At 71.4% G+C, this 21,319-nt stretch carries 22 protein-coding genes; 7 read left to right on the top strand and 15 right to left on the bottom strand.

Annotated features, from left to right (window positions below):
- The first annotated feature begins 5 nt into the window (after window positions 1–5).
- Window positions 6–629 (top strand): class I SAM-dependent methyltransferase, encoded by a 624-nt coding sequence (locus VFV89_RS11340; RefSeq protein ID WP_329706044.1) that lies wholly within the window; start codon window positions 6–8, stop codon window positions 627–629.
- Window positions 626–1,090, top strand: coding sequence for a YbaK/EbsC family protein (locus VFV89_RS11345; protein WP_329706045.1), 465 nt, complete (start codon window positions 626–628; stop codon window positions 1,088–1,090). Before VFV89_RS11340 ends, VFV89_RS11345 begins: the two co-directional genes overlap by 4 nt.
- Window positions 1,091–1,143: 53 nt before the next feature.
- Here the strand turns inward: VFV89_RS11345 and VFV89_RS11350 are convergent, their stop codons facing one another.
- The 7 genes from VFV89_RS11350 to VFV89_RS11380 all read right to left on the bottom strand — a co-directional run bounded on the left by VFV89_RS11350 (window position 1,144) and on the right by VFV89_RS11380 (window position 7,731).
- Entirely contained in the window at window positions 1,144–1,875 is a 732-nt protein-coding gene (locus tag VFV89_RS11350) for a hypothetical protein (protein ID WP_329706046.1), read from the bottom strand.
- A gap of 120 nt (window positions 1,876–1,995) precedes the next feature.
- Complete coding sequence (locus VFV89_RS11355; RefSeq protein WP_329706047.1) at window positions 1,996–2,118, bottom strand: hypothetical protein; 123 nt, start codon at window positions 2,116–2,118, stop codon at window positions 1,996–1,998.
- A gap of 7 nt (window positions 2,119–2,125) precedes the next feature.
- Window positions 2,126–2,317, bottom strand: a complete 192-nt coding sequence (locus tag VFV89_RS11360) for a hypothetical protein (RefSeq protein WP_329706048.1) — start codon at window positions 2,315–2,317, stop codon at window positions 2,126–2,128.
- Window positions 2,318–2,395: 78 nt separating this feature from the next.
- Window positions 2,396–4,138 (bottom strand): proteasome ATPase, encoded by a 1,743-nt coding sequence (gene arc / locus VFV89_RS11365; RefSeq protein ID WP_329706049.1) that lies wholly within the window; start codon window positions 4,136–4,138, stop codon window positions 2,396–2,398.
- A gap of 169 nt (window positions 4,139–4,307) precedes the next feature.
- Window positions 4,308–5,522, bottom strand: coding sequence for a hypothetical protein (locus VFV89_RS11370; protein ID WP_329706050.1), 1,215 nt, complete (start codon window positions 5,520–5,522; stop codon window positions 4,308–4,310).
- 91 nt (window positions 5,523–5,613) lie between these two features.
- Window positions 5,614–6,573 carry a tRNA (adenine-N1)-methyltransferase gene (locus VFV89_RS11375; RefSeq protein ID WP_329706051.1) on the bottom strand — a complete coding sequence of 320 codons (960 nt, stop codon included), beginning with the start codon at window positions 6,571–6,573 and terminating at the stop codon, window positions 5,614–5,616.
- Between the two features lie 15 nt (window positions 6,574–6,588).
- Complete coding sequence (locus VFV89_RS11380) at window positions 6,589–7,731, bottom strand: site-2 protease family protein (protein WP_329706052.1); 1,143 nt, start codon at window positions 7,729–7,731, stop codon at window positions 6,589–6,591.
- Window positions 7,732–7,803: 72 nt separating this feature from the next.
- Here VFV89_RS11380 and VFV89_RS11385 point away from each other — a divergent pair, with 72 nt between their 5' ends.
- On the top strand, window positions 7,804–8,694 hold the full coding sequence (locus VFV89_RS11385; RefSeq protein ID WP_329706053.1) for a PD-(D/E)XK nuclease family protein: 891 nt from the start codon (window positions 7,804–7,806) through the stop codon (window positions 8,692–8,694).
- Between the two features lie 135 nt (window positions 8,695–8,829).
- Here the strand turns inward: VFV89_RS11385 and VFV89_RS11390 are convergent, their stop codons facing one another.
- Window positions 8,830–9,480 (bottom strand): HAD family phosphatase, encoded by a 651-nt coding sequence (locus VFV89_RS11390; protein ID WP_329706054.1) that lies wholly within the window; start codon window positions 9,478–9,480, stop codon window positions 8,830–8,832.
- Between the two features lie 15 nt (window positions 9,481–9,495).
- A complete protein-coding gene (gene metH / locus VFV89_RS11395) occupies window positions 9,496–13,230 on the bottom strand; it encodes a methionine synthase (RefSeq protein ID WP_329706055.1) in 3,735 nt (1,244 codons plus the stop codon).
- Window positions 13,231–13,463: 233 nt separating this feature from the next.
- Here metH and VFV89_RS11400 point away from each other — a divergent pair, with 233 nt between their 5' ends.
- Window positions 13,464–14,312, top strand: a complete 849-nt coding sequence (locus VFV89_RS11400) for a PAC2 family protein (protein ID WP_329706056.1) — start codon at window positions 13,464–13,466, stop codon at window positions 14,310–14,312.
- A 51-nt stretch (window positions 14,313–14,363) separates the two neighbouring features.
- Here the strand turns inward: VFV89_RS11400 and mshC are convergent, their stop codons facing one another.
- The 4 genes from mshC to VFV89_RS11420 are packed head-to-tail and all read right to left on the bottom strand — an operon-like array spanning window position 14,364 to window position 17,748.
- On the bottom strand, window positions 14,364–15,605 hold the full coding sequence (mshC, locus tag VFV89_RS11405; protein WP_329706057.1) for a cysteine--1-D-myo-inosityl 2-amino-2-deoxy-alpha-D-glucopyranoside ligase: 1,242 nt from the start codon (window positions 15,603–15,605) through the stop codon (window positions 14,364–14,366).
- Between the two features lie 59 nt (window positions 15,606–15,664).
- The gene (locus tag VFV89_RS11410; RefSeq protein ID WP_329706058.1) at window positions 15,665–16,435 is read right to left on the bottom strand and encodes an SCO1664 family protein; all 771 of its coding nucleotides are present in this window, start codon (window positions 16,433–16,435) and stop codon (window positions 15,665–15,667) included.
- The gene (locus VFV89_RS11415; RefSeq protein WP_329706059.1) at window positions 16,432–17,007 is read right to left on the bottom strand and encodes a DUF3090 domain-containing protein; all 576 of its coding nucleotides are present in this window, start codon (window positions 17,005–17,007) and stop codon (window positions 16,432–16,434) included. The genes VFV89_RS11410 and VFV89_RS11415 overlap by 4 nt, the downstream gene beginning before the upstream one ends.
- 33 nt (window positions 17,008–17,040) lie before the next feature.
- Window positions 17,041–17,748 (bottom strand): histidine phosphatase family protein, encoded by a 708-nt coding sequence (locus VFV89_RS11420; RefSeq protein ID WP_329706060.1) that lies wholly within the window; start codon window positions 17,746–17,748, stop codon window positions 17,041–17,043.
- 32 nt (window positions 17,749–17,780) lie between these two features.
- Here VFV89_RS11420 and corA point away from each other — a divergent pair, with 32 nt between their 5' ends.
- Window positions 17,781–18,761 carry a magnesium/cobalt transporter CorA gene (gene corA / locus VFV89_RS11425; RefSeq protein ID WP_329706061.1) on the top strand — a complete coding sequence of 327 codons (981 nt, stop codon included), beginning with the start codon at window positions 17,781–17,783 and terminating at the stop codon, window positions 18,759–18,761.
- 9 nt (window positions 18,762–18,770) lie between these two features.
- Here corA and VFV89_RS11430 read toward each other — a convergent pair whose 3' ends face one another.
- Complete coding sequence (locus VFV89_RS11430; protein ID WP_329706062.1) at window positions 18,771–19,598, bottom strand: undecaprenyl-diphosphate phosphatase; 828 nt, start codon at window positions 19,596–19,598, stop codon at window positions 18,771–18,773.
- Between the two features lie 78 nt (window positions 19,599–19,676).
- On the opposite strand from VFV89_RS11430, the gene VFV89_RS11435 reads away from it, so the two are divergent.
- Window positions 19,677–20,627 carry an aldo/keto reductase gene (locus tag VFV89_RS11435; protein WP_329706063.1) on the top strand — a complete coding sequence of 317 codons (951 nt, stop codon included), beginning with the start codon at window positions 19,677–19,679 and terminating at the stop codon, window positions 20,625–20,627.
- Entirely contained in the window at window positions 20,624–20,848 is a 225-nt protein-coding gene (locus VFV89_RS11440) for a DUF5703 family protein (RefSeq protein ID WP_329706064.1), read from the top strand. Before VFV89_RS11435 ends, VFV89_RS11440 begins: the two co-directional genes overlap by 4 nt.
- Here the strand turns inward: VFV89_RS11440 and VFV89_RS11445 are convergent.
- Entirely contained in the window at window positions 20,823–21,317 is a 495-nt protein-coding gene (locus VFV89_RS11445; RefSeq protein ID WP_329706065.1) for a GNAT family N-acetyltransferase, read from the bottom strand. The genes VFV89_RS11440 and VFV89_RS11445 overlap by 26 nt on opposite strands.
- Window positions 21,318–21,319 lie beyond the last annotated feature (2 nt).

The raw sequence follows: 21,319 nt of genomic DNA on the forward strand, positions 1-21,319 counted from the left end.
TCGACATGGGCTGGTGGAGTGAGCGCGTCCTCCCGCGCTTGAACGAGAAGACCCTCGCCGCCCGGCCGGTCATGGAGCTGCGCCGCGAGGTCTGCACCGGGCTGTCCGGGCGAGTGCTGGAGCTGGGGTACGGCAGTGGGCTGAACGCCGACGCCTACCCGCCGGCGGTCACCGCGATCGACGCCGTGGAGCCCTCCGACGTGGCCTGGGGGCTCTCCGAGGCGCGCCGCGCCCGGATCCCAGTCCCGGTCCGGCGGGTCGGCCTGGACGGCCAGCGACTGGACGCTCGGGACGCGACGTACGACGCGGTGCTGTCGACGTTCACGCTCTGCACGATCCCCGACGTCCGGGCCGCCCTGGCAGAGGTGCACCGGGTGCTGCGGCCGGGCGGGGCGATGCACGTGCTCGAGCACGGCAGCTCGCCGGATGCCCGGGTCGCGACCTGGCAGCGCCGGATGGAGCCGCTGCAGAAGCGGATGGCCGGCGGCTGCCACCTGACGCGGGACGTGCCGGCGCTGCTCACCGAGGTGGGCCTCGTCGTGGAGCGCCTGGAGCAGGACTACCTCCCTGGCCCGGCGATCTCGAAGCCGTGGGCGTACTGCTACGTCGTGACCGCGAGGAAGCGGTGAGCGACGACGGCTCCGAGCGCGCCGTGGCGGCGGCGGAGGGCCTCGGCCTGGCCTTCGAGGTCACCCGGCACGGGCCGGTCCGCTCGCTGGAGGAGGCCGCGGCCGCCCGGGGCGTGGACCCGCACCAGGTGGTCAAGACGATGGTCGTGCGGGTGTCCGAGGGAGAGCACGTGTTCGTCCTCGTCCCCGGTGACCGCGAGATCGCCTGGCCCAAGCTCCGCGCCCTGCTGGGAGTGAACCGGCTCACGATGGCCTCCGTCGAGGAGGCGTACGACGTCACGGGCTACGTCCGCGGCACGATCACCCCGCTCGGCAGCCTCACCCCGCTCCGGGTGATTGCCGACAGCTCGTTGGCTGGGCAGATCAGCCTCGGTGGCGGTGCACCGGGCGTTGCGTTCATGGTCGACGCCGCCGCCGTGGTCGCCGCGCTGGGCGCGGCGACCGCGGACGTGACTGGCTGACGTGATCCGGCCTGACGTGATGCGGCCTGAGGTGATGCGGCCGGCTCGGCGCCTCAGCGGCCGAGCTGTCGGAGCAGCCGGTCGGCCTGGGTGCGACTGAGCGACGTCGGGGTCCCCGTGCCGGTCGCGAGGTTCGGCACCGGCGTCACGGCGAGCACGAAGCCGCGGCCGAACGTCGCGTCACCGCTGAGCAGGCACCCGTAGTCGATCGTCGTCGCCGTGGTGAAGGTGACCAGCGAGGCGTCCTGGACCAGCGTCGGTACCGACGTCTCGTCGATGGCATCCGCGAGGAAGATCAGCTCGGGCTTCAGCGGAGGGGTGAGAACCGCTGGGTCGAGGACGAGGCACGTGGCGCTGAACCCGGCGCCACCGGAGTCCTCCTGGAAGCTGGCGTGCATGCTCATCTGGTAGGTCCCAGGCTGCAGCGTGGTCTGGAAGATGTAGCTCCCGGGCCCGACGTGCGGTGCTCCGGCGAGGTACTGCGTGGTCCCGGGGACGATCTCGTTGGCGCTCTTGCCGTCGACCAGGTCCGCGTTCAGGTGAGCCACGAGGTCGGAGCTGTTCACCGCCAGGGCCGGTCCCTTCTTCGACTTCAGCGAGAGCGCGGGGCCCTTCTTGCTCGTGAGCTTGGTGACCTTGCCGGCCTTGTTGCTCTTGCCGAGCAGCAGGGGCTTGGCCTGCTGTGCGGCCTGGGCGCCGAGATCGACCCCGGCGACGAGCAGTGCAGCGGCCCCGATCACGGCGAGGCCGGTCCGGGCACGGTGGAGCAGACGGTGCGACGACATGGTGAGGACCTTCCGACGACGAACGGACGGTTACCCATCCAAGGCCCGCTGAGCCGAAGCCTCCATGGCACCTTCGGGCCATGTCGGAGCCCACGACCGCCTGGATCGAGTCCTTCGGTGCTAGCACCGGTGGTCGGCGCTGCCGCGCAGGCCGCGCCGCGACCGGCCGCTGGACCACCAGGCCAGGCCGAAGAGCCCGCAGACCACCAGCAGGACGGCGCTCACGCCCGACCAGAAGAGCATCAGCGCCTCACACGCCGCCCGGGGTGGTCGGCGGGTTGCCACCGGACGGGCGGTACTGGTTCATGATCCGGGCGTCGACCTCGGCGCGCCGCGCCGCGGTGCGGGCATCGCGCTCGACCGCGCGGGCCCGTCCGGACCACCACCACGCCAGGGCGATGCCGACGACGACGACGGCCACGACTGCAATCAGGACACCCATGCCAGCCTCCCATACGGTCGAGTGCTAGCAGTATGACCGAACCACGTGCAGGAGGCGGGCAGGTTCGCGAACTGCCGCTCAGAGGTATTGGCCGGTGCTTGGGACGGTGTCGATAGAACGACCCGGCTCGGTGCCCTGCTTGCCGGTGATGAGCGTCCGGATGAACACGATCCGCTCGCCCTTCTTGCCCGAGATGCGGGCCCAGTCGTCGGGGTTGGTCGTGTTGGGGAGGTCCTCGTTCTCCTTGAACTCGTCGACGCACGCCTGCAGGAGGTGCGAGACCCGGAGCCCGTGCTGCTGGTGGAGCAGGAAGTCCTTGATCGCCATCTTCTTGGCGCGGTCGACGATGTTCTGGATCATCGCGCCGGAGTTGAAGTCCTTGAAGTAGAGAACTTCCTTGTCGCCGTTGGCGTAGGTCACCTCGAGGAAGCGGTTCTCCTCGGTCTCGGTGTACATCCGCTCGACGGTGGCCCGGATCATCCCGGCCACGCATGCCTCCCGATCGCCGCCGAACTCGGCGAGGTCGTCGGCGTGCAGCGGCAGGTCCGCGGTGAGGTACTTGGAGTAGATGTCGCGCGCGGACTCGGCGTCCGGACGCTCGATCTTGATCTTCACGTCCAGCCGGCCCGGGCGCAGGATCGCCGGGTCGATCATGTCCTCGCGGTTGGAGGCGCCGATCACCAGGACGTTCTCGAGCGCCTCGACCCCGTCGATCTCGCTCAGCAGCTGGGGGACGATGGTGTTCTCGACGTCGGAGGAGACCCCGGAGCCGCGGGTGCGGAACAGCGAGTCCATCTCGTCGAAGAACACGATCACCGGGGTGCCGGCGCTGGCCTTCTCACGAGCCCGCTGGAACACGAGCCGGATGTGCCGCTCGGTCTCGCCGACGTACTTGTTCAGGAGCTCGGGGCCCTTGATGTTGAGGAAGTAGGACTTCCCCTCCTGGCCGGTCTTGGCGGCCACCTGCTTGGCCAGCGAGTTGGCCACCGCCTTGGCGATCAGCGTCTTGCCGCAGCCGGGCGGGCCGTAGAGCAGCACGCCCTTGGGCGGCCGGAGCTGGTGCTCCTTGAACAGCTCGGGATGCAGGTAGGGAAGCTCGACCGCGTCCTGGATCGCCTCGATCTGGCCGGCCAGCCCGCCGATCGACTCATAGGCGATGTCGGGGACCTCTTCGAGGACGAGCTCCTCGACCTCCGACTTGGGGACCTTCTCGTAGACGTAGCCGGCCCGCGCGTCGAGCAGCAGGGAGTCGCCGGCCCGGATCGTGTCCTTGCGCAGGGGCTCGGCGAGCCGGACCACCCGCTCCTCGTCGGCGCTGGCGATGACCAGGGCGCGGTCGCCGTCGGCGAGCAGCTCCTTGAACATCACGACCTCGCCGACCTCTTCGTAGTCGAAGGCGGCGACGACGTTGAGCGCCTCGTTGAGCATGACCTCCTGCCCGGGGCGCAGGTCGTCGAGGCTCACGCTCGGGCTGGCGTTGACCCGCAGCTTGCGGCCGCCGGTGAAGACGTCGAGCGAGTCGTCGTCGTTGCGGCCGAGGAAGGTGCCGAAGCCCGCCGGCGGCTGGGCCAGCCGGTCGACCTCCTCCTTGAGCTTGGTGATCTGGTCGCGCGCCTCGCGCAGGGTCTGCGCAAGCCGCTCGTTCTGGGAGGTCACCGCGGCCAGCGAGCGCTGCGCGTCGGTGAGCCGGAGCTCGAGCCCGCGGGAGCCGGTCGGCGCGTCGTGGAGCCGCCTGCGCAGGTCTGCCACCTCGGCCTCGAGGAAGCGCACCTGGCTCATGAGCTCCTCGGGGCTCCTGTCCCCAGCGCTGTCGGATGTCATGGCCGTCACCTCCTGTGCAAATGACCCTACTCGCGAACGACGGTCGTCCAAGCGGTTATCCGTCCGGTGTTGGTCACGAATTCAGCACCAGTCCGGTTGCATGAAGGTTGCGCTCCTGTCACATGGTGAGACCTGGGCCCACAGGTACCCATGCGTTGCTGATGGCACGTCACCCCCGGCGGCCCGCGGTGCGGGCGAGGTACGCGCGGGCGGCGCGGCCCAGCAGCCGGCTGCCGGCAGAGCGCCGCAGCGCGGCCTTCTGCGCGCCGAACACCGCGGCCCGAAGGGAGCTCCCGACCACCTCCCGGGGGCTCGGCAGCCGCCCCTCGCGCGCCAGGAACGCGCGCCGGTAGCGCCGGAACAGGCGGCCGTGTGCCACCGCCAGCCCGGCGAGCGCGGCCTCCGCGGCCTCCAGGAGCTCGGGCCCGGTCACGTCGTCGAGGGGGCGGTCTGCGGCGACCCTCGCGTCCGGGACCAGGTCCGAGAGGTCACCCACCACCCGGACGCCGCGACGGCGCATCTCGCCGACGAGCCCCTCGGCGTACTCGACGGCCCAGGGCAGGTGCTCCTTCGGCAGCCGCAACGGCCGCTGACGGGCCGCGGCCAGCCGGGGGCGAAGCCCCTGTTCGACGACGAACCGGTGCTGGTCCTGGTTGAGCAGCGGCCGAACCACGGCGTTGAGGCACCGGACCACCTCGGTCTCCGCCGCGCCGAGTGAGACGTTGAGCTGCGGGGTCTCTGCGTCGTCCCAGAGCCCCTGAGGCAGCCCGGTCGCGGCCGCGAAGCGGTCGAGCAGGCAGCGTCCGTCGGCACCCGGTGGCGGCACCGTCACGACCTGGATCCGCTCCGGCGGGACGGCCCTGCCCCAGGCGTCGAGCACCCGCAGGAGGTCGTGGCGCAGCCAGAACGCGGTCGCGTCCGGCACCACCGCGCTCCCGGGGTCGCGCACCGCGGCGATGAACTCGTGCCACGGAGTCGTGCTGCCCGCCATGACGTTCTGCTGCCAGGCGGAAACCACTGTGCGTGCCATGTCCCGCACGCCGATCACGACGTGCACCCGGTCCTGACCCAGGGCCCGGACCACTCGGCGCACGTGGCGCGCCCGCGCCAGCCCGAGCTCCTCGGCCGAGATCACCACTCGTGGCCCGCCGAAGGCGCGGACCTCGTCGACCAGCCGCTGGAACGAGCCTGGAACGACGACGGCGTCGTCGCCGCGGACCCGCTGCCCGAGGAGGTCGTAGGCCGCGGTGCGCTGAGCTCGGTGGCATCCGCCGGGGTAGAGCACGCCGGCGCCGGCCAGCGCGTCGGCGCGGGCGGTCAGCGCCCCTTGGATCGTCGACGTGCCGGTCTTCGGCAGACCGACGTGCAGGTGGATCTCCGCCATGCCGGCCAGCGTCGGGCCGGCCCCGACCCAGGGGCACGGGTCTGCGGTCCCGGGCGGAGCGGGATGCTCAGTCCTCGCTTCGGTCCTGGCCTCAGTCCTCGGCCGCCTCGCTCGGCACGCCCGGCGGTCGCGGGCCGGTGTAGTCGGGGCCGTAGGCACCCGGGGCGGGGCGGCGCTTCTTGAGGGGGGCCCGCTGCCCCGGCGCCATCCGCCGGGCGGTCACCAGGAACGCGGTGTGGCCGATCATCGAGTGCCCCGGGCGGACGGCCAGCCCCTCGACGTGCCAGTCGCGGACCAGCGACTCCCACGCGGCGGGCTCGGTGAAACCGCCGTGTGCCCGCACGGTCTCGACGAACCGGGACAGCTGGGTGGTGGTGGCGACGTAGGCGCACAGGATCCCGCCCGGCCGCAGCGCGCCGGCGGCGGCCTCCAGGCAGTCCCAGGGTGCCAGCATGTCGAGGATCACCCGGTCGCACCGCTCGCCGGACCGCTCGACCTCCGCTGGCAGCAGCTCGGCCAGGTCACCGACGTGCAGCGTCCAGGCCGGGTGGCTCCGCCCTTCGTCGTCGGCGTTGAAGAACTGCGTGACGTTGCGCCGGGCCACGTCGGCGAACTCCTCGCGCCGCTCGTACGACGTCACCCTGCCGGTCGGCCCCACGGCCCGCAGCAGCGAGCACGTGAGCGCTCCCGAGCCGACGCCCGCCTCGACCACGTGGGCGCCCGGGAAGACGTCGGCCATCGCCACGATCTGGGCCGAGTCCTTGGGATAGACGACCGCAGCGCCGCGCGGCATCGAGATCACGAACTCCGAGAGGAGCGGCCGGAAGACGAGGTACTCCCCTCCCCCGGACGAGGTGATCGTGAAACCCTCCTCGCGGCCGATCAGGTCGTCGTGGTCGAGATGGCCCTTGTTGGAGAAGAACCGCTTGCCGGGCTCGAGGCAGAAGTTGTGGCGCCGACCCTTGCCGTCGACAAGGCGCACCCACTCCCCTGCGCGCAGCGGGCCGCGGTGGACACCTGACCACGCGGGGTCGTGTTCGAGCTCGGGCACCGGCTGAACCTACGGTCACTGCGGGACCGAGCGGAACGCCCGGTCGACGTCGGCGGTGGTCAGGACGCCGTAGACCGTCCCGTCGTCCTCGACGAGGAGGTACTCGGTGGCGGGTGCGCGGGTGATGGCGCGGACCAGGTCCTCGCCGGCGATGCCGACCGGGAGCGAGAGCCCGCTGTCGACCCCGCGCGCGACCGTGGAGGTCGCGAGCCAGGGCCGGCGCTCCTCCGGGGTCGCCATCAGGGCCGCCTCGTTGACCACCCCGACGGGGCGGCCGCTGCCGGTCACCGTGACGATGGCACCGGCCTGCGCCTCCCGCGCCCGGCGCACCGCCTCGGCGAGCGGGAGGTCCTCGGGAACCGCGAGCGTACGGCGGGCCAGGTCGCGGGCCACGAGGCTGGGCAGCCGGCTGCGGATCCGGGCGGCCTGGAGCCCGGCCGTGGCGCCGTTCCAGAGGAAGAAGCCGACCACGAACGCGAACAGGAAGTCGAAGACGTCGGGCTGCACCCCGAACAGCGCCTGCTGCAGGAACGGCCAGAACAGCACCAGGAAGGCGCAGAAGCGTCCGCCCCAGGCGGCGACGAGCGTGCCGCGATACTGGTTGCCGGTGAGCTTCCAGATCGCGGACTTCAGCACCAGCCCGCCGTCGAGCGGCAGGCCGGGGAACAGGTTGATCGCGCCGACCAGGAGGTTGGTGACGGCCAGGCCCTGGGCGGCCATCAGCAGGAGCCCGTCCGGGACCACGAAGCACAGGCCGAGCGACACCAGCCCCACGGCCACCGAGGTGAGGGGTCCGACCACCGCGATCCAGAACTCCTGGCGGGGCTTCTTCACCTCCGCCTCGATGGAGGTCAGCCCGCCCAGGAAGTGCAGGGTGATGTGCGAGACCGGGAAGCCGAAGTGCCGGGCCATGAGCGCGTGAGAGGCCTCGTGCAGCAGCACCGACAGGTAGAGCAGGATCGCGAAGGCGAGGCCGGCGACGTACTTCCACGGCCCGAGCCCGGGATGCACCGCCTCGGCCCGTGGCGCGATGACGACGGCGATCAGCACCGCGACGACGAACCAGGACGAGGTGACCAGCACGTCGCTCCCGGCGATCGTGCCGACCTTGACCGTGCCCGGTGGACGCGGCCGCGGAGCTGCCTGCTGTCCGGACACACACCAACGGTATCCGGCAGCATGCTGGACTGACTGTCGGCGGCCCCGCCTAAGGTGCCGACCATGGGCTCGATGAGCGCGGCACCGATCGACCGCAGGTCGCGTGGCGCCCTCTCGCCGAGCCGCGCCGCAGACTTCCTCTCCTGCCCGCTGCTGTTCCGCTACCGCACGATCGACCGGCTGCCCGAGGGCTCCTCCCCCGACGCGGTCCGGGGCACGCTGGTCCACCAGGTGCTGGAGGACATCTTCGACCTGCCCGCGAGCGACCGGGTCCCGGCTGCGGCCCATCGCATGCTCGAGCCGGCCTGGACGGCCCTGCAGCAGCGCTCGCCCCAGGCGCGCGAGGTGGCGGCGACGCTCGACGAGCCGGCCTGGCTCGCCTCGGCCCATGAGGTCCTCGACCGCTGGTTCGTCCTGGAGGACCCGACCCGGCTCGAGCCGCTGGAGCGGGAGGCCTACGTCGAGGCCACCCTCGACAACGGGCTGCAGCTGCGAGGCATCATCGACCGGCTCGACCAGGCGCCCGACGGCGCCCTGCGGATCGTCGACTACAAGACGAGCTCGGCGGTCTCCGAGGGCTATGAGTCCAGGGCGCTGTTCCAGCTCCGCGTCTACGCACTGATCCTGTGGCGCGCCCGGGGCGTCGTGCCCCGGATGCTCCAACTGGTCTACCTCGGAGCCACGAGCGAGATGGTCCGCTACGAGCCCGACCGGGCCGACCTGCTCGCCACCGAGCACAAGATCGAGGCGCTCTGGGAGGCGATCGAGCTGGCCCAGAGCACCGGCGAGTTCGAGCCCAGCCCCGGCCGGCAGTGCGACTGGTGCGCGTTCAAGGCGCACTGCCCGGCCTTCGGCGGCTCGATCCTCCCGATGCCGAGGCCGCCCTCGCCCTGGGCCCGGCTCAAGCGGTCGCTGCGACGCCGCTGGCGGCGCTGGCGCCGGCGCCGCCGTCACGGTGGCTGAGGTGCGAAGGCGCGCTGGCGCCTGAGCCTCGAAGCCGGGTGACCCGGGGCTGGACGCAGCCCGGCCCGGTCCTGCGATCACGGTCCCGGTGGTTGGCTGCGAGGCTTCGAGGCTCCTCGCTGGGCTCGTCGCACCTCAGCCACCGTTGGCGCCGAGCGATCGGAGCTCTTCGACGGTCAGGCGTTCCAGGCTGTCCCGGAAGACCCGCCGCGGCCCCTCGAGCACCGGCACGTGGTTCTCGACCACGAGGACCAGGCAGCCCGCCTGCTCGGCCGACTTGGCGCCGGTGTTGGAGTCCTCGATCGCCACACAGTCCTCCGGTCGTACGCCGAGGGCGGCCGCGGCGGTGAGGTAGGGCTCCGGGTGTGGCTTGCCGAGCTCGACCTGGTCGCCGGTCACCACGACCCGGAACGTCTCCGGTGGCAGGTGGGCCAGGATGGGCGCCACGAACCGCTGGTAGGACATCGTGACGAGGCCGCAGTGGATCCCGGCGGCCGCCAGCGAGGCCAGCAGCTCCACGGCGCCCGGGCGCCACGGGACGGTGCGCTCGACCTTCTCCACCACGCCGTCGAGCAGCTCCTCGACGATCGCCTCCGGGCTCTGGTCGAGGCCCATCACCCGCCGGATGTAGCGACCGGAGTCCAGCAGGTCGCTGCCCACCAGGTCCAGGGCGTTGCCGTGGTCCCACTGCGCGCCGTACTTCTCGGCCATGGCGAACTCGGTGGCGATCCAGTAGGGCTCGGTGTCGACCAGCGTGCCGTCCATGTCCCAGAGGACTGCGTCCATGCGCACCGAAGCCGGTCAGTCGTCGGGGTCGTAGCCGAGGTTTGGCGAGAGCCAGCGCTCCGCCACCTCGAGGGTCCAGCCCTTGCGCTCGGCGTAGTCGACCACCTGGTCGCGACCGAGCCGGCCGACCACGAAGTACTGCGCCTGCGGGTGGCTGTAGTAGACGCCGGAGACCGAGGCACCCGGCCACATGGCCATCGACTCGGTCAGCTCGATGCCGGTCCGCGCCTCGACGTCGAGCAGCTCCCACAGCGACTTCTTCTCGGTGTGGTCCGGGCACGCGGGGTAGCCGGGGGCGGGCCGGATCCCGGTGTAGCGCTCGGCGATGAGGTCCTCGTTGCTGAGCTCCTCGTCGGAGGCGTGGCCCCAGAACTCGGTCCGGACCCGCTGGTGCAGCCGCTCGGCGAACGCCTCGGCCAGCCGGTCGGCGAGGGCCTCGAGCATGATCGCGCTGTAGTCGTCGAGGTCGGCCTTGAACTCCTCGATCTTCGCCGGGAGCCCGATACCAGCGGTCACCGCGAACCCTCCGACGTGGTCGGGCAGACCGGTCGAGACCGGTGCCACGAAGTCGGACAGGGACCGGTTCGGCACGCCCTCGCGGTGCTCACCCTGCTGGCGGAGCTGGTGCAGCGTCACCCCGCGCTCGGTCCGGCTCTCGTCGGTGAAGGTGACGATGTCGTCGCCCTCGGAGGCGGCCGGGAAGAAGCCGTAGACACCGCGGGCGGTGACCCACTTCTCGGCGATGATCCGGTCGAGCATGGCCTGCGCGTCGTCGTACAGCTTGCGGGCCGCCTCGCCCAGGGTGGGACTGTTGAGGATGTCGGGGAACTTGCCCTTCATCTCCCAGGCGTTGAAGAACGGCTGCCAGTCGATGTAGTCGCGCAGCTCGGCGATGTCGTAGTCGTCGAGCACATGGACCCCCGGCTGCTTCGGCTGCGGCGGCTCGTAGCCGCTCCAGTCGACGGGCGTCGCGTTGGCGCGCGCCGCGGCCAGGGTGAGCTGTGGTCGCTCGTGCTTGGCGGCGTGCCGGGCCCGGAGGGCGTCGTAGTCCTCGCGTACGTCGGCGAGCAGCTTCACGCGCCGCTCCTCGTGGAGCAGGGCCGCCGCGGTCGGGACCGAGCGGGAGGCGTCCTTGACCCAGACGACCGGCCCGTCGTACTTCGGGTCGACCTTGACCGCGGTGTGGGCCCGTGATGTGGTGGCGCCGCCGATGAGCAGCGGGATGTCCATCTCGAGCCGCTGCATCTCGGTCGCGAAGCCGACCATCTCGTCGAGAGACGGCGTGATCAGCCCGGAGAGTCCGATGATGTCGGCGCCGACCTCGGCCGCGGTGTCGAGGATCTTCTGGGCCGGCACCATCACGCCGAGGTCGATGACCTCGTAGTTGTTGCACTGGAGCACGACACCGACGATGTTCTTGCCGATGTCGTGGACGTCGCCCTTCACGGTCGCCATCACGATCGTGCCGTTGGTCTCCTTCTGGGCCGCAAGCTCGGGGTTGCGCGCCTTCTCCTCCTCGATGAACGGGATGAGGTAGGCGACCGCCTTCTTCATCACCCGGGCGGACTTGACGACCTGCGGCAGGAACATCTTCCCGCTGCCGAACAGGTCGCCGACGACGTCCATCCCGTCCATCAACGGGCCCTCGATCACCTCGATCGGCCGGCCCCGACGCGCCTCGATCTCCCGGCGGAGCTCCTCGGTGTCCTCCTCGACGTACCCGTCGAGGCCCTTGACCAGTGCGTGGGTGATCCGCTCGTGCACGGGCAGCGAGCGCCACTCCTCGGCGGCCTCCTCGGCGGCCTCACCGGTCTTGTTGTGCGCCTCCGCGATCTCGAGGAGTCGCTCGGCGGCGTCGGGGCGGCGGTCGAGGACGACGTCCTCGATCCGCTCCCGCAGCTCGGGCTCGACCTCGTCGTAGACCGCCAGCGCGCCGGCGTTGACGATTCCCATGTCCAGGCCGGCGTTGATGGCGTGGTAGAGGAAGACCGCGTGGATGGCCTCGCGGACCGGGTTGTTGCCGCGGAAGGAGAAGCTGACGTTGGAGATGCCGCCGGACACCTTGGCGCCGGGGAGGTTCTGCTTGATCCAGCGGGTGGCCTCGATGAAGTCCCGGCCGTACGACGCGTGCTCCTCGATGCCGGTCGCGACCGCGAACACGTTGGGGTCGAAGATGATGTCCTCGGGCGGGAAGCCGACCTCGTCCACGAGGATGCGGTAGGCCCGCTCGCAGATCGCCTTGCGGCGCTCGAGGTTGTCGGCCTGCCCGTCCTCGTCGAAGGCCATGACGACCGCGGCTGCGCCGTACTTGCGGCACAGCCGGGCCTGCTCCCGGAACTTATCCTCGCCCTCCTTCATGGAGATCGAGTTGACGATCGGCTTGCCCTGGATGTTCTTCAGCCCGGCCTCGATGACCTCCCACTTGGAGGAGTCCACCATGACCGGGACCCGGCTGATGTCGGGCTCGCTCGCGACGAGCCGGGTGAACCGGTCCATCGCCGCGACCCCGTCGATCATGCCCTCGTCCATGTTGATGTCGATGACCTGGGCGCCGTTCTCGACCTGCTGGGCAGCGACCGACAGCGCGGTGTCGTAGTCGCCGGCCTTGATGAGGTTGCGGAACCGGGCCGACCCGGTGATGTTGGTCCGCTCCCCCACGTTGACGAAGAGGCTGTCCTCGGTGATCGTGAACGGCTCCAGCCCGGAGAGCCGCATGGCCGGCTCGATGCCGTGGGTCTCGCGCCGCTTCTTGCCCTCGACCGCCTTCGCGATCGCCGCGATGTGCGCCGGCGTGGTGCCGCAGCAGCCGCCGACCAGGTTGACGAAGCCCGCCTCGGCGAACTCGCCGAGCACGGCGGCGGTCTCCTCGGGCACCTCGTCGTACTCCCCGAACGCGTTGGGCAGCCCGGCGTTGGGGTAGCAGGAGACGAAGGAGTCGGCGACCCGTGACATCTCCGCGATGTAGGGCCGCATCTCCTTGGCCCCCAGGGCACAGTTGAGGCCGACCGCGAGCGGGCGGATGTGCCGGATGGAGGCCCAGAACGCCTCGGTGACCTGGCCGGACAGGGTGCGGCCGGACGCGTCGGTGATGGTGCCGGACACGACGACCGGCCAGCGGCGGCCGTACTCCTCGAAGAGGGTCTCGACCGCGAAGATCGCGGCCTTGGCGTTGAGGGTGTCGAAGATCGTCTCGATGAACAGCAGGTCGGCGCCGCCGTCGAGCAGGCCGCGGGCGGCGTCGGCGTACGCCGCGCGCAGCTGGTGGAAGGTCACGTTGCGGGCGCCCGGGTCGTTGACGTCCGGCGAGATCGAGGCGGTGCGCGTGGTCGGGCCGAGCGCTCCCGCGACGTACCGTGGCCGCTCGGGCGTGGACACCCGGTCCACGACCGAGCGCGCCAGGCGGGCCGCCTCGAGGTTGAGCTCGTAGGCCAGCTCCTCCATGCCGTAGTCGGCCAGCGAGATCGCGGTGGCGTTGAAGGTGTTGGTCTCGATGATGTCCGCGCCGGCGTCGAGGTACTCGCCGTGGATCGAGGCGATGATCTCGGGCTGGGTCAGCGTCAGCAGGTCGTTGTTGCCCTGCAGGTCGGTGGGCCAGTCCGCGAACCGCTCGCCGCGGTAGCCGGCCTCGGAGGGACGGTCTCGCTGGATCGCGGTGCCCATCGCGCCGTCGATGACCAGGATCCGCTCGGAGAGCGCGGCCGTCAGGGGCTCGGTGGCGTCCGGACGCCAGTCGCGCTGCGGGTCGTTCACGGTGCCTCCTCTCGCGCTCGGCCCGGATCTCGGACGCGTGCGGTCCGTGCAGGTGACGAGCCTACGAACAGCGTCCAGGTGCTGGACTGCATTCCCGCATGGTGGCACCGGCCCGTCCCGCCCTCCGAATCCCCGCCCGAGACCTACACTCAATGGGTGACCTCACCCCACGCAGCTGCACGGGTCGGAGCGCCGCGCGCCGGGAGCGCGTGCCTTCGCGGGGGCTCGCCGAGATGATCGAGCTCGATGAGGTCGAAGGGCTCGTCGACCCGGTCGTGATCGCGGCGTTCGAGGGGTGGAACGACGCGGCCGACGCCGCCTCGTCCGCGGTCGACCACCTCATGCGCGTCTGGAACGCCCGGGTCGTCGGCGCGATCGACCCCGACGAGTTCTACGACTTCCAGGTCAACCGGCCCCTGGTCGGCGGTGACAAGTCGGGTCACCGGCGGATCACCTGGCCAGGGACGACGCTGGCGATCGCCTCTCCCCCCGACCTGGACCGCGACATCATCTTGATGCGGGGCATCGAGCCGAACATGAAGTGGCGGCAGTTCTGCGCCGAGCTGCTCGCTGCCTGCGACGACCTGGGCGGACAGCTGGTGGTCACGCTCGGCGCGCTGCTGGCCGACACCCCGCACACCCGCCCGATCCCCGTCTCAGGCACCGCCACCGAGCCGGAGCTGGTCGACCGGCTCAAGCTCGAACAGTCGACCTACGAGGGCCCCACCGGCATCGTCGGCGTGCTCCAGGACGCCTGCGCGCGGCTGGACATCCCGGCGGTGTCCTACTGGGCCGCGGTGCCGCACTACGTCGCGCAGCCGCCGTGCCCCAAGGCGACCCTCGCGCTGCTCGGCCAGCTCGAGGACCTCCTCGAGGCCAGCATCCCGCTCGGGGACCTCCCGGAGGACGCCCGCGCGTGGGAACGCGGCGTGGACGAGCTCGCCGAGGAGGACGAGGACGTCGCGGAGTACGTCCGCAGCCTCGAGGAGACCCGCGACACCACCGAGCTCCCCGAGGCGTCCGGTGAGGCGATCGCCCGGGAGTTCGAGCGCTACCTCAAGCGCCGCCAGGCCGGCGAGTAGCCGCTCTGACCCGGCCAGTTCCACACAGCAGCCCAGGGCTGACGCCGGCAGCTACAGCGCCAGCCCCAGCGCCGCGTCGAGCAGCGCGTGGATGGTGATCGAGGCGTCCTCGTCGGAGGTGTCGGCGAGGTGGCCGGTGGTGCCGAGCGTGGCGTCCACCCAGCCCTGGACGGCGGCCACCGCCCGCGGGGCGTCGAGGTCGTCGGCCATGGCCGCCAACACCTCGGTCACGACCGGCCCGGCCGGGGCGCCGGCCCCCAGGGACAGCGCCCGGCGCCAGTCGGCCAGCGTGTCGACGGCGTCCCAGAGGTCGCTGTCCAGCCACTCCCAGTCGGAACGGTAGTGGTGGCGAAGCAGCGCCAGCCTGATCGCCATCGGGTCGACGTCGCTGTTGCGCAGTGCTGAGACGAAGACCAGGTTGCCCCGCGACTTCGACATCTTCTCGCCGTCGTAGGCCACCATGCCCGCGTGGCTGTAGACCTTCGCGAACGGCGCGGACGGGTCGGCGACGTGTGCGTGGCCGGCACACATCTCGTGGTGTGGGAAGACCAGGTCGCTGCCTCCGCCCTGCACGTCGAAGGCGGCCCCGAGGTGCTCGCGGGCGATCGCGGCGCACTCGATGTGCCATCCCGGCCGGCCGGGACCGAGCGGGCTCTCCCAGCTCGGCTCGCCCTCGCGTGGTCCGCGCCAGACCACGCAGTCGAGCGGGTCCTTCTTGCCCGGGCGGTCCGGGTCGCCGCCGCGCTCGGCGTAGAGCTCGAGCATCGTCTCCCGGTCGAGGTTCGACTCGTGGCCGAACGCCGGGTCGGCGGTCACCGAGAAGTAGAGGTCGTCGTCGACCCGGTAGATCGAGCCGGTCTCCTCGAGCTTCTCGACCAGGTCGACGGCGAGTGGGATCGACTCCACCGCGCCGACGAGATGGTCGGGCGGGATCACCCGCAGTGCCTGCATGTCCTGCCGGTACAGCTCGGTCTCCCGCTCGGCCAGCTCGGTCCAGTCGACGCTGACCTTGGCCGCGCGCTCAAGGAGCGGGTCGTCGACGTCGGTGACGTTCTCGACGAAGACGACCTCGTGGCCGGCGTTGCGCCAGGCCCGGTTGAGGAGGTCGAACCCGACGTAGGTGGCCGCGTGGCCCATGTGCGTTGCGTCGTAGGGCGTGATCCCGCAGACGTAGAGCCGGGCCGGGCCGTCCGGGACCGTCGTGACCTTGGCCTGGGTGGCGGTGTCGAACAACGCCACCGCGGGACCCTTCTCCCGAAGCTGCGGCACCTCCGGGGCCGACCACGCACGCATGGGCGGAAGCCTAAGGGGTGGGTTGGGAGCCCTCGCTTCGGAGTGTCTCGACCGTCCCGTCAGAACGGCGGCCAGGGGATCGCAGGGTAGGACCCGCGCGGCGCGGGCATCACCGCGCGCTCGGCGAGCCGCCGGCACCGGGTGACCGCCGCGTCGATCTCGGGGTCGACCAGGTGGACCGACAGCGTGTCGCCGAGCGGGCCCGAGAGCTCCTTGCCCAGCCGGGCGACGTCCTCGAGGTCCTGCTCCGGCACCGGGTCGCCGAGCCACCCCCACAGCACCGTGCGGAGCTTGTGCTCGACGTGGAAGGTGACGCCGTGGTCGACGCCGTAGCGGTGGCCGCCGGGCATCTCCAGCACGTGGCCGCCCTTGCGGTCGGCGTTGTTGACCACTACGTCGAAGACGGCCATCCGGCGCAGCGGCTCGCTGTCCTCGTGGACGAGCGAGACCGGTTGGTCACGGCCGTCGATGCCGTCGAAGACGTGCTTCCACCCCGGCGGGACCTCGCCCTCGGCGACCAGGGTCACCGCTTCCTGCTCGGGGTCGGGCTCCTGCCACAGCTGGACCATCCCGGGCCCGTGCGGCCCGTCGCGCAGCCAGGTGGGTGGTACGACGTCCCAGCCCAGCGCCTCCGACACCAGGTACGCCGCGACCTCGCGGTCGGCGAGGGTGCCGACCGGGAAGTCCCAGAGCGGCCGCTCCCCCGAGATCGGCTTGTAGACCACCCGGTGCTCTGCGACCTGACCGAGGAAGGTGGCGTTCGACGCCGGCATGATCCGGCCGTGCAGGAGGAGCTCGCCGCACTGCAGCTCCTCCGTCAGCGCGTTCACGGGTCCCGGCGCCGGAAGCCGTTCGCGCGCACGCAGAGGTGCCCGTCGGGGTCGATGGGGTTGCCGCAGAACGGGCAGCTGGGCCGGCCGGCCTCGAGCACCTGCTCGGCGCGCTTGACGAAGGCCCGCGCGCTCCCGGCGTCGATCCGCACCAGGAACACCTCGTCGGGCTCCGGCTCGGTGAGCTCCTCGTCGAGCTGGTCGGGGCTGACCACCGCCGCCTCGGTGTAGGGGAAGACCTCGATGACGACCCGCTCGTCGCTCGGGTCCCACGACAGCGTCATCGTGCCGGCGCGGAACTCCTCCTCGATCGGCTGCTCGAGCGGGTCGGAGTCCTCCAGCCCGAGCGGGGCGACTGCCGGGATCACGGACTGGGTGGTCTCGGCGGCCATCACCTCGTCGAGCAGCTGGTCGATGCGTTCGCTGAGCGCCGCCACCTGCTGCTTCTCCAGCGAGACGCTGGTGATCCGCGAGCCGCTGCGGGCCTGGAGGAAGAAGGTCCGCTGTCCGGGCGCGCCGACCGTGCCGGTGACGAAGCGCTCCGGCGGGTCGTATCCGTGGATCAGCGGCATACCGACACCCTAGGCACAGCGCACCCGAGGGCCCTACGAGGCGGGCCCGGCCCCGCCCCCGACCGCGGCGTCGTCCGACTTCCGCCGCGACCGCCGCTTCTGCGCCGGCTTCAGCCAGGACAGGTCGCCGGCGTGGGTGTTGGTTGCCAGGACGTAGGGGCGGGTCGCGGTGTAGCGCACGATCGAGACCGACGCCGGGTCCACCTGGATGCGCTGGAACAGGTCGAGGTGCATGCCGAGGGCATCGGCGAGCACTGACTTGATGATGTCGCCGTGGCTGACCGCCACCCAGACCGCGCCCGGGCCGTGCTCGGCCTCGTAGAGCGCGTCCAGGCGGCGTACGGCGGCCACCGAGCGGGCCTGCATCGTCGCCATCGCCTCGCCGTCCGGGAACGCCGCGGCCGACGGCTGGGTCTGCACGGTCTTCCAGAGCGGGTCCTTGGCGAGGTCCCGCAACGAACGGCCCTGCCAGGAGCCGTAGTCGCACTCGGTGATCCCGCGCTCGGTCGCGGTGGCCGGCGTCCCCTGCTGCGCCCTGGCGATGGCCCGCGCGGTCTGCCGGCACCGCTCGAGCGGGCTGGTGACGACGGCGACCAGCGGCACCACCGACAGCCGCTCGGCGGTGCGCTCGGCCTGCGTGACCCCCACGTCGTCGAGCCGCACACCCGCCGTACGACCGGCGAGCACACCCGAGGTGTTGGCCGTCGTGCGGCCGTGTCGCACGAGGATCACGGTTGCCACCTCGCAGACCTTACGGGCACTACCGTTGGTGCGTGATCGTCGACAGCGCGCTCTACCGCAGGGGGCAGCGCATCGAGGTCGACTGCTTCCCGCACGAGTTCGAGAAGCTGCGAGCGGAGGCCAGCGAGGATGGCGACTTCGTCTGGGTGGGCCTCTACAAGCCCAGCGAGGGCGAGCTCGACGACGTCGCCAAGTCGTTCGGGCTGCACCCGCTCGCGGTCGAGGACGCGCTCAAGGCGCACCAGCGGCCCAAGCTCGAGCGCTACGACGACAGCCTGTTCCTCACCCTCAAGACACTCTGGTACGTCGACGCCGAGGACGCCGTGGAGACCGGCGAGATCAACCTGTTCGCGGGCGCCGACTTCGTGGTCACGGTCCGGCACGGCCGCGGCTCGGAGCTGCACTCGGCGCGGTCCCGGCTCGAGGCTCAGGAGTCGGTGCTCACCCACGGCCCGTCCGCGGTGATCTACGCGGTCTGCGACACCGTCGTCGACGGCTACACCGACGTGGTGGCCGAGCTCGAGGTGGACGTGGACGAGATCGAGACCTCGGTGTTCTCTCCCGCCCGCACCAACGACTCCAGCCGCATCTACGTCCTGAAGCGCGAGATCGCCGAGGTGCGCCGCGCGGTCATGCCACTGCGCGAGCCGATGCGGAAGTTCGCCGACGGGCTCGTGCACGGCGTCGAGCGCGAGGCCGGGCCGTTCTTCCGCGACGTCCTCGACCACCTCAACCAGGCCGCCGAGGTCGTCGACAGCCTCGACTCGCTGCTCTCCACCGCCTTCGACGCGCACCTGGCGCGGATCACCGTCCAGCAGAACGACGACATGCGCAAGATCTCCGCCGGTGCGGCGCTCGTGGTGGTGCCGACCCTGATCGCCGGGATCTACGGGATGAACTTCAGGCACATGCCCGAGCTCAGCTGGACCTTCGGCTACCCGCTCGCGCTGCTCCTCATGGTCGCGGTCTCGGCGGGCCTGTGGATGCTGTTCAAGAGGTCGGGCTGGCTGTAGGGACCCGGCTCACGTGGCGGTGATGACCCCCGACCCCAGCAGGACGAGCAGCAGCACGCCGAGCGCGACGCGATAGGGCACGAACCACGAGATCGGGTGGTGGGCCACGAACTGCAGCAGCCACGCGATCGACGCATAGGCCACCACGAACGCCACGACCACGCCGACCACCGCGACCCCGACGCCGATGTCGCCGGAGAAGGCGTCCTTGAGCTCGAAGAGCCCGGCCGCGATCAGGGCCGGGATCGACATGTAGAAGCTGAGCTTGGTCGCGGTGACCCGGTCCAGGCCACGGAACAGGCCGATCGAGATCGTCGCCCCCGACCTCGAGACACCCGGTATGAGCGCGACCGCCTGGCCGAGGCCGATCGCGACCGCGTCCTTGAGGTTGAGGTCGCGCTCCGGGCGGTCCTGGCGCGCGACCCGCTCGGCGGCGTACATCACCGCGCTCCAGGCGATGAGCGCCACCGCGATCACCCACAGCGAGCGCAGCGGCCCCGTGATGAGGTCCTTGGCGAGCAGGCCGACCACGCCGACCGGGATGGTCGCCACGATGACGTACCAGCCCATCCGGTGGTCGAGCTGCCCGCGGTACTCCGACCTCACCAGCCCCAGGCACCAGGCCCTGATGATCTTCCAGATGTCCCTGGCGAAGTAGAGGATCACCGCGGCGATGGCACCCATCTGGATCACCGCGGTGTACGCCGTGACTGCCGGGTCGTCGACCTCCAGGCCGAGCGCCTTCTCGGCGATGGTGAGGTGCGCCGTGCTCGACACGGGGAGGAACTCCGTCAGCCCCTCGACCACGCCCAGCACGATCGCATCGAAGTAGTCCACGCGACAGGAGAGTACGGGCGACGGGTGCCATTGCCCTGCTTGGCTCGCATTCAGCCCCGGGCCGGATACCGTGTGCGCGTGCACCACAGGTCCCTGGGTCGGTCCGGCCTCGCGGTCTCGCGGCTCGGCCTGGGGTTGATGACCTGGGGCAACCGGACCGACGAGCACGAGGCCCGCGACCAGCTGACCGCCTTCGTCGACGCCGGCGGCACGCTTCTCGACACCGCGCACACCTACGGCGGCGGCGCCTCGGAGGAGCTCCTGGGCCGGCTGCTGGACGACGTCGTCCCGCGCGCGGACGTGGTCGTGGCGTCGAAGGCCGGGCTGGTCCGCACCAACGACCAGCGCCGCGTGGACACCTCCCGCGCAAACCTGCTGCGCTGCCTCGACCTCTCCCTCCGCCGGATCGGGGTCGACCACCTCGATCTGTGGCAGGTGCACGTCTGGTCGGACCGCACCCCGATGGAGGAGGTGCTCTCCGCCGTGGACTACGCGGTGTCGACCGGTCGCACCGTCTATGCCGGCATCTCCAACTGGAGCGGCTGGCGCACCGCCCAGGGAGCGACCTGGCAGCGCGCGGTGCCGGGCCGGGCGCCCCTGGTCTCCACCCAGGTCGAGTACTCCCTGCTCAACCGAAGCATCGAGCACGAGGTCGTCCCCGCCGCCATCGAGCTCGGCCTCGGCATCCTGCCGTGGTCGCCACTCGGCCGTGGGGTCCTGACCGGGAAGTACCGCACCGGCACCCCCGCCGACTCCCGAGGCGCCTCGGAGATGTCGGGCTTCGTCGACGGCTACCGCGACGACTCGTCCTCGGCCGTCGTCGAGGCGGTGGTCAAGGCCGCCGACGGGCTCGGGTGGACCCCGCTCGAGGTGGCCCTCGCCTGGGTCCGCGACCAGCCGGGAGTGACCGCACCGATCGTGGGCGCCCGGACCGCCGCACAGCTCCGTCAGGCCCTCGCGGTCGAGGACAAGGTGCTCCCGCCGGAGATCATGGAGGCCCTCGACGACGTCTCGGCGGACCGCAGGTGACCACCCCACGCGACCAACGACCGCGGCTGAGCCGCGGGGTCGAGTGGGAGTTCGACAAGGTGACGTTCTCGCGGGACTACCCGCGCAACGTCGTGACGAAGGTCCTGGTGGAGCGGGCCGAGCACGGCGGCTGGGAGCTGGACCGGGTGCGGATCACCGCAGACGGAACCCGGCGGGTGATCCTGCGCCGCCGCATCATCCGGGCGGTGCGGACGGCGTGAGCGGACGCTCGAGGTCGAGCTCGTCGCGGATCGGGATCCCGTTGTCCGCGAACTCCGGGATCTGTGGCTTGAGCTCGCGCCTGGACCGGTCCACGGCACCCGGGTGCAGCCCGACGAGCCGGAACCCGCGCCGCTGGTAGAAGCGGAGTGCGTCGACGTTGTCGTTGGTGGTGATCAGCCAGAGCCGGTCGCAACCCAGGCGTGCTGCGGCGGTGGCCACGGCCTCGACGAGCTCGGTGCCGACGCCCGTCTGTGGCGGGTCGGCGTGCAGGGTGAGGACCTCGCAGTCGGTCCCGGTGACGACGTAGGTGAGGACCCCGACCAGCCGGCCGTCCTCCTCGGCGAGCAGCGCCGGCCGGCCGGTCGCCTCGAGGAGCTCGCCGTGCCGGGCCACGACCGCCGAGCCGTGCTCGTCGAGGAAGGCGGCCACCGTCTCGGCGTCCGCCGCGACGGCGTCCCGGACGGCCACGC

The organism is Nocardioides sp. (assembly GCF_036274455.1).
Classification (GTDB): domain Bacteria; phylum Actinomycetota; class Actinomycetes; order Propionibacteriales; family Nocardioidaceae; genus Nocardioides.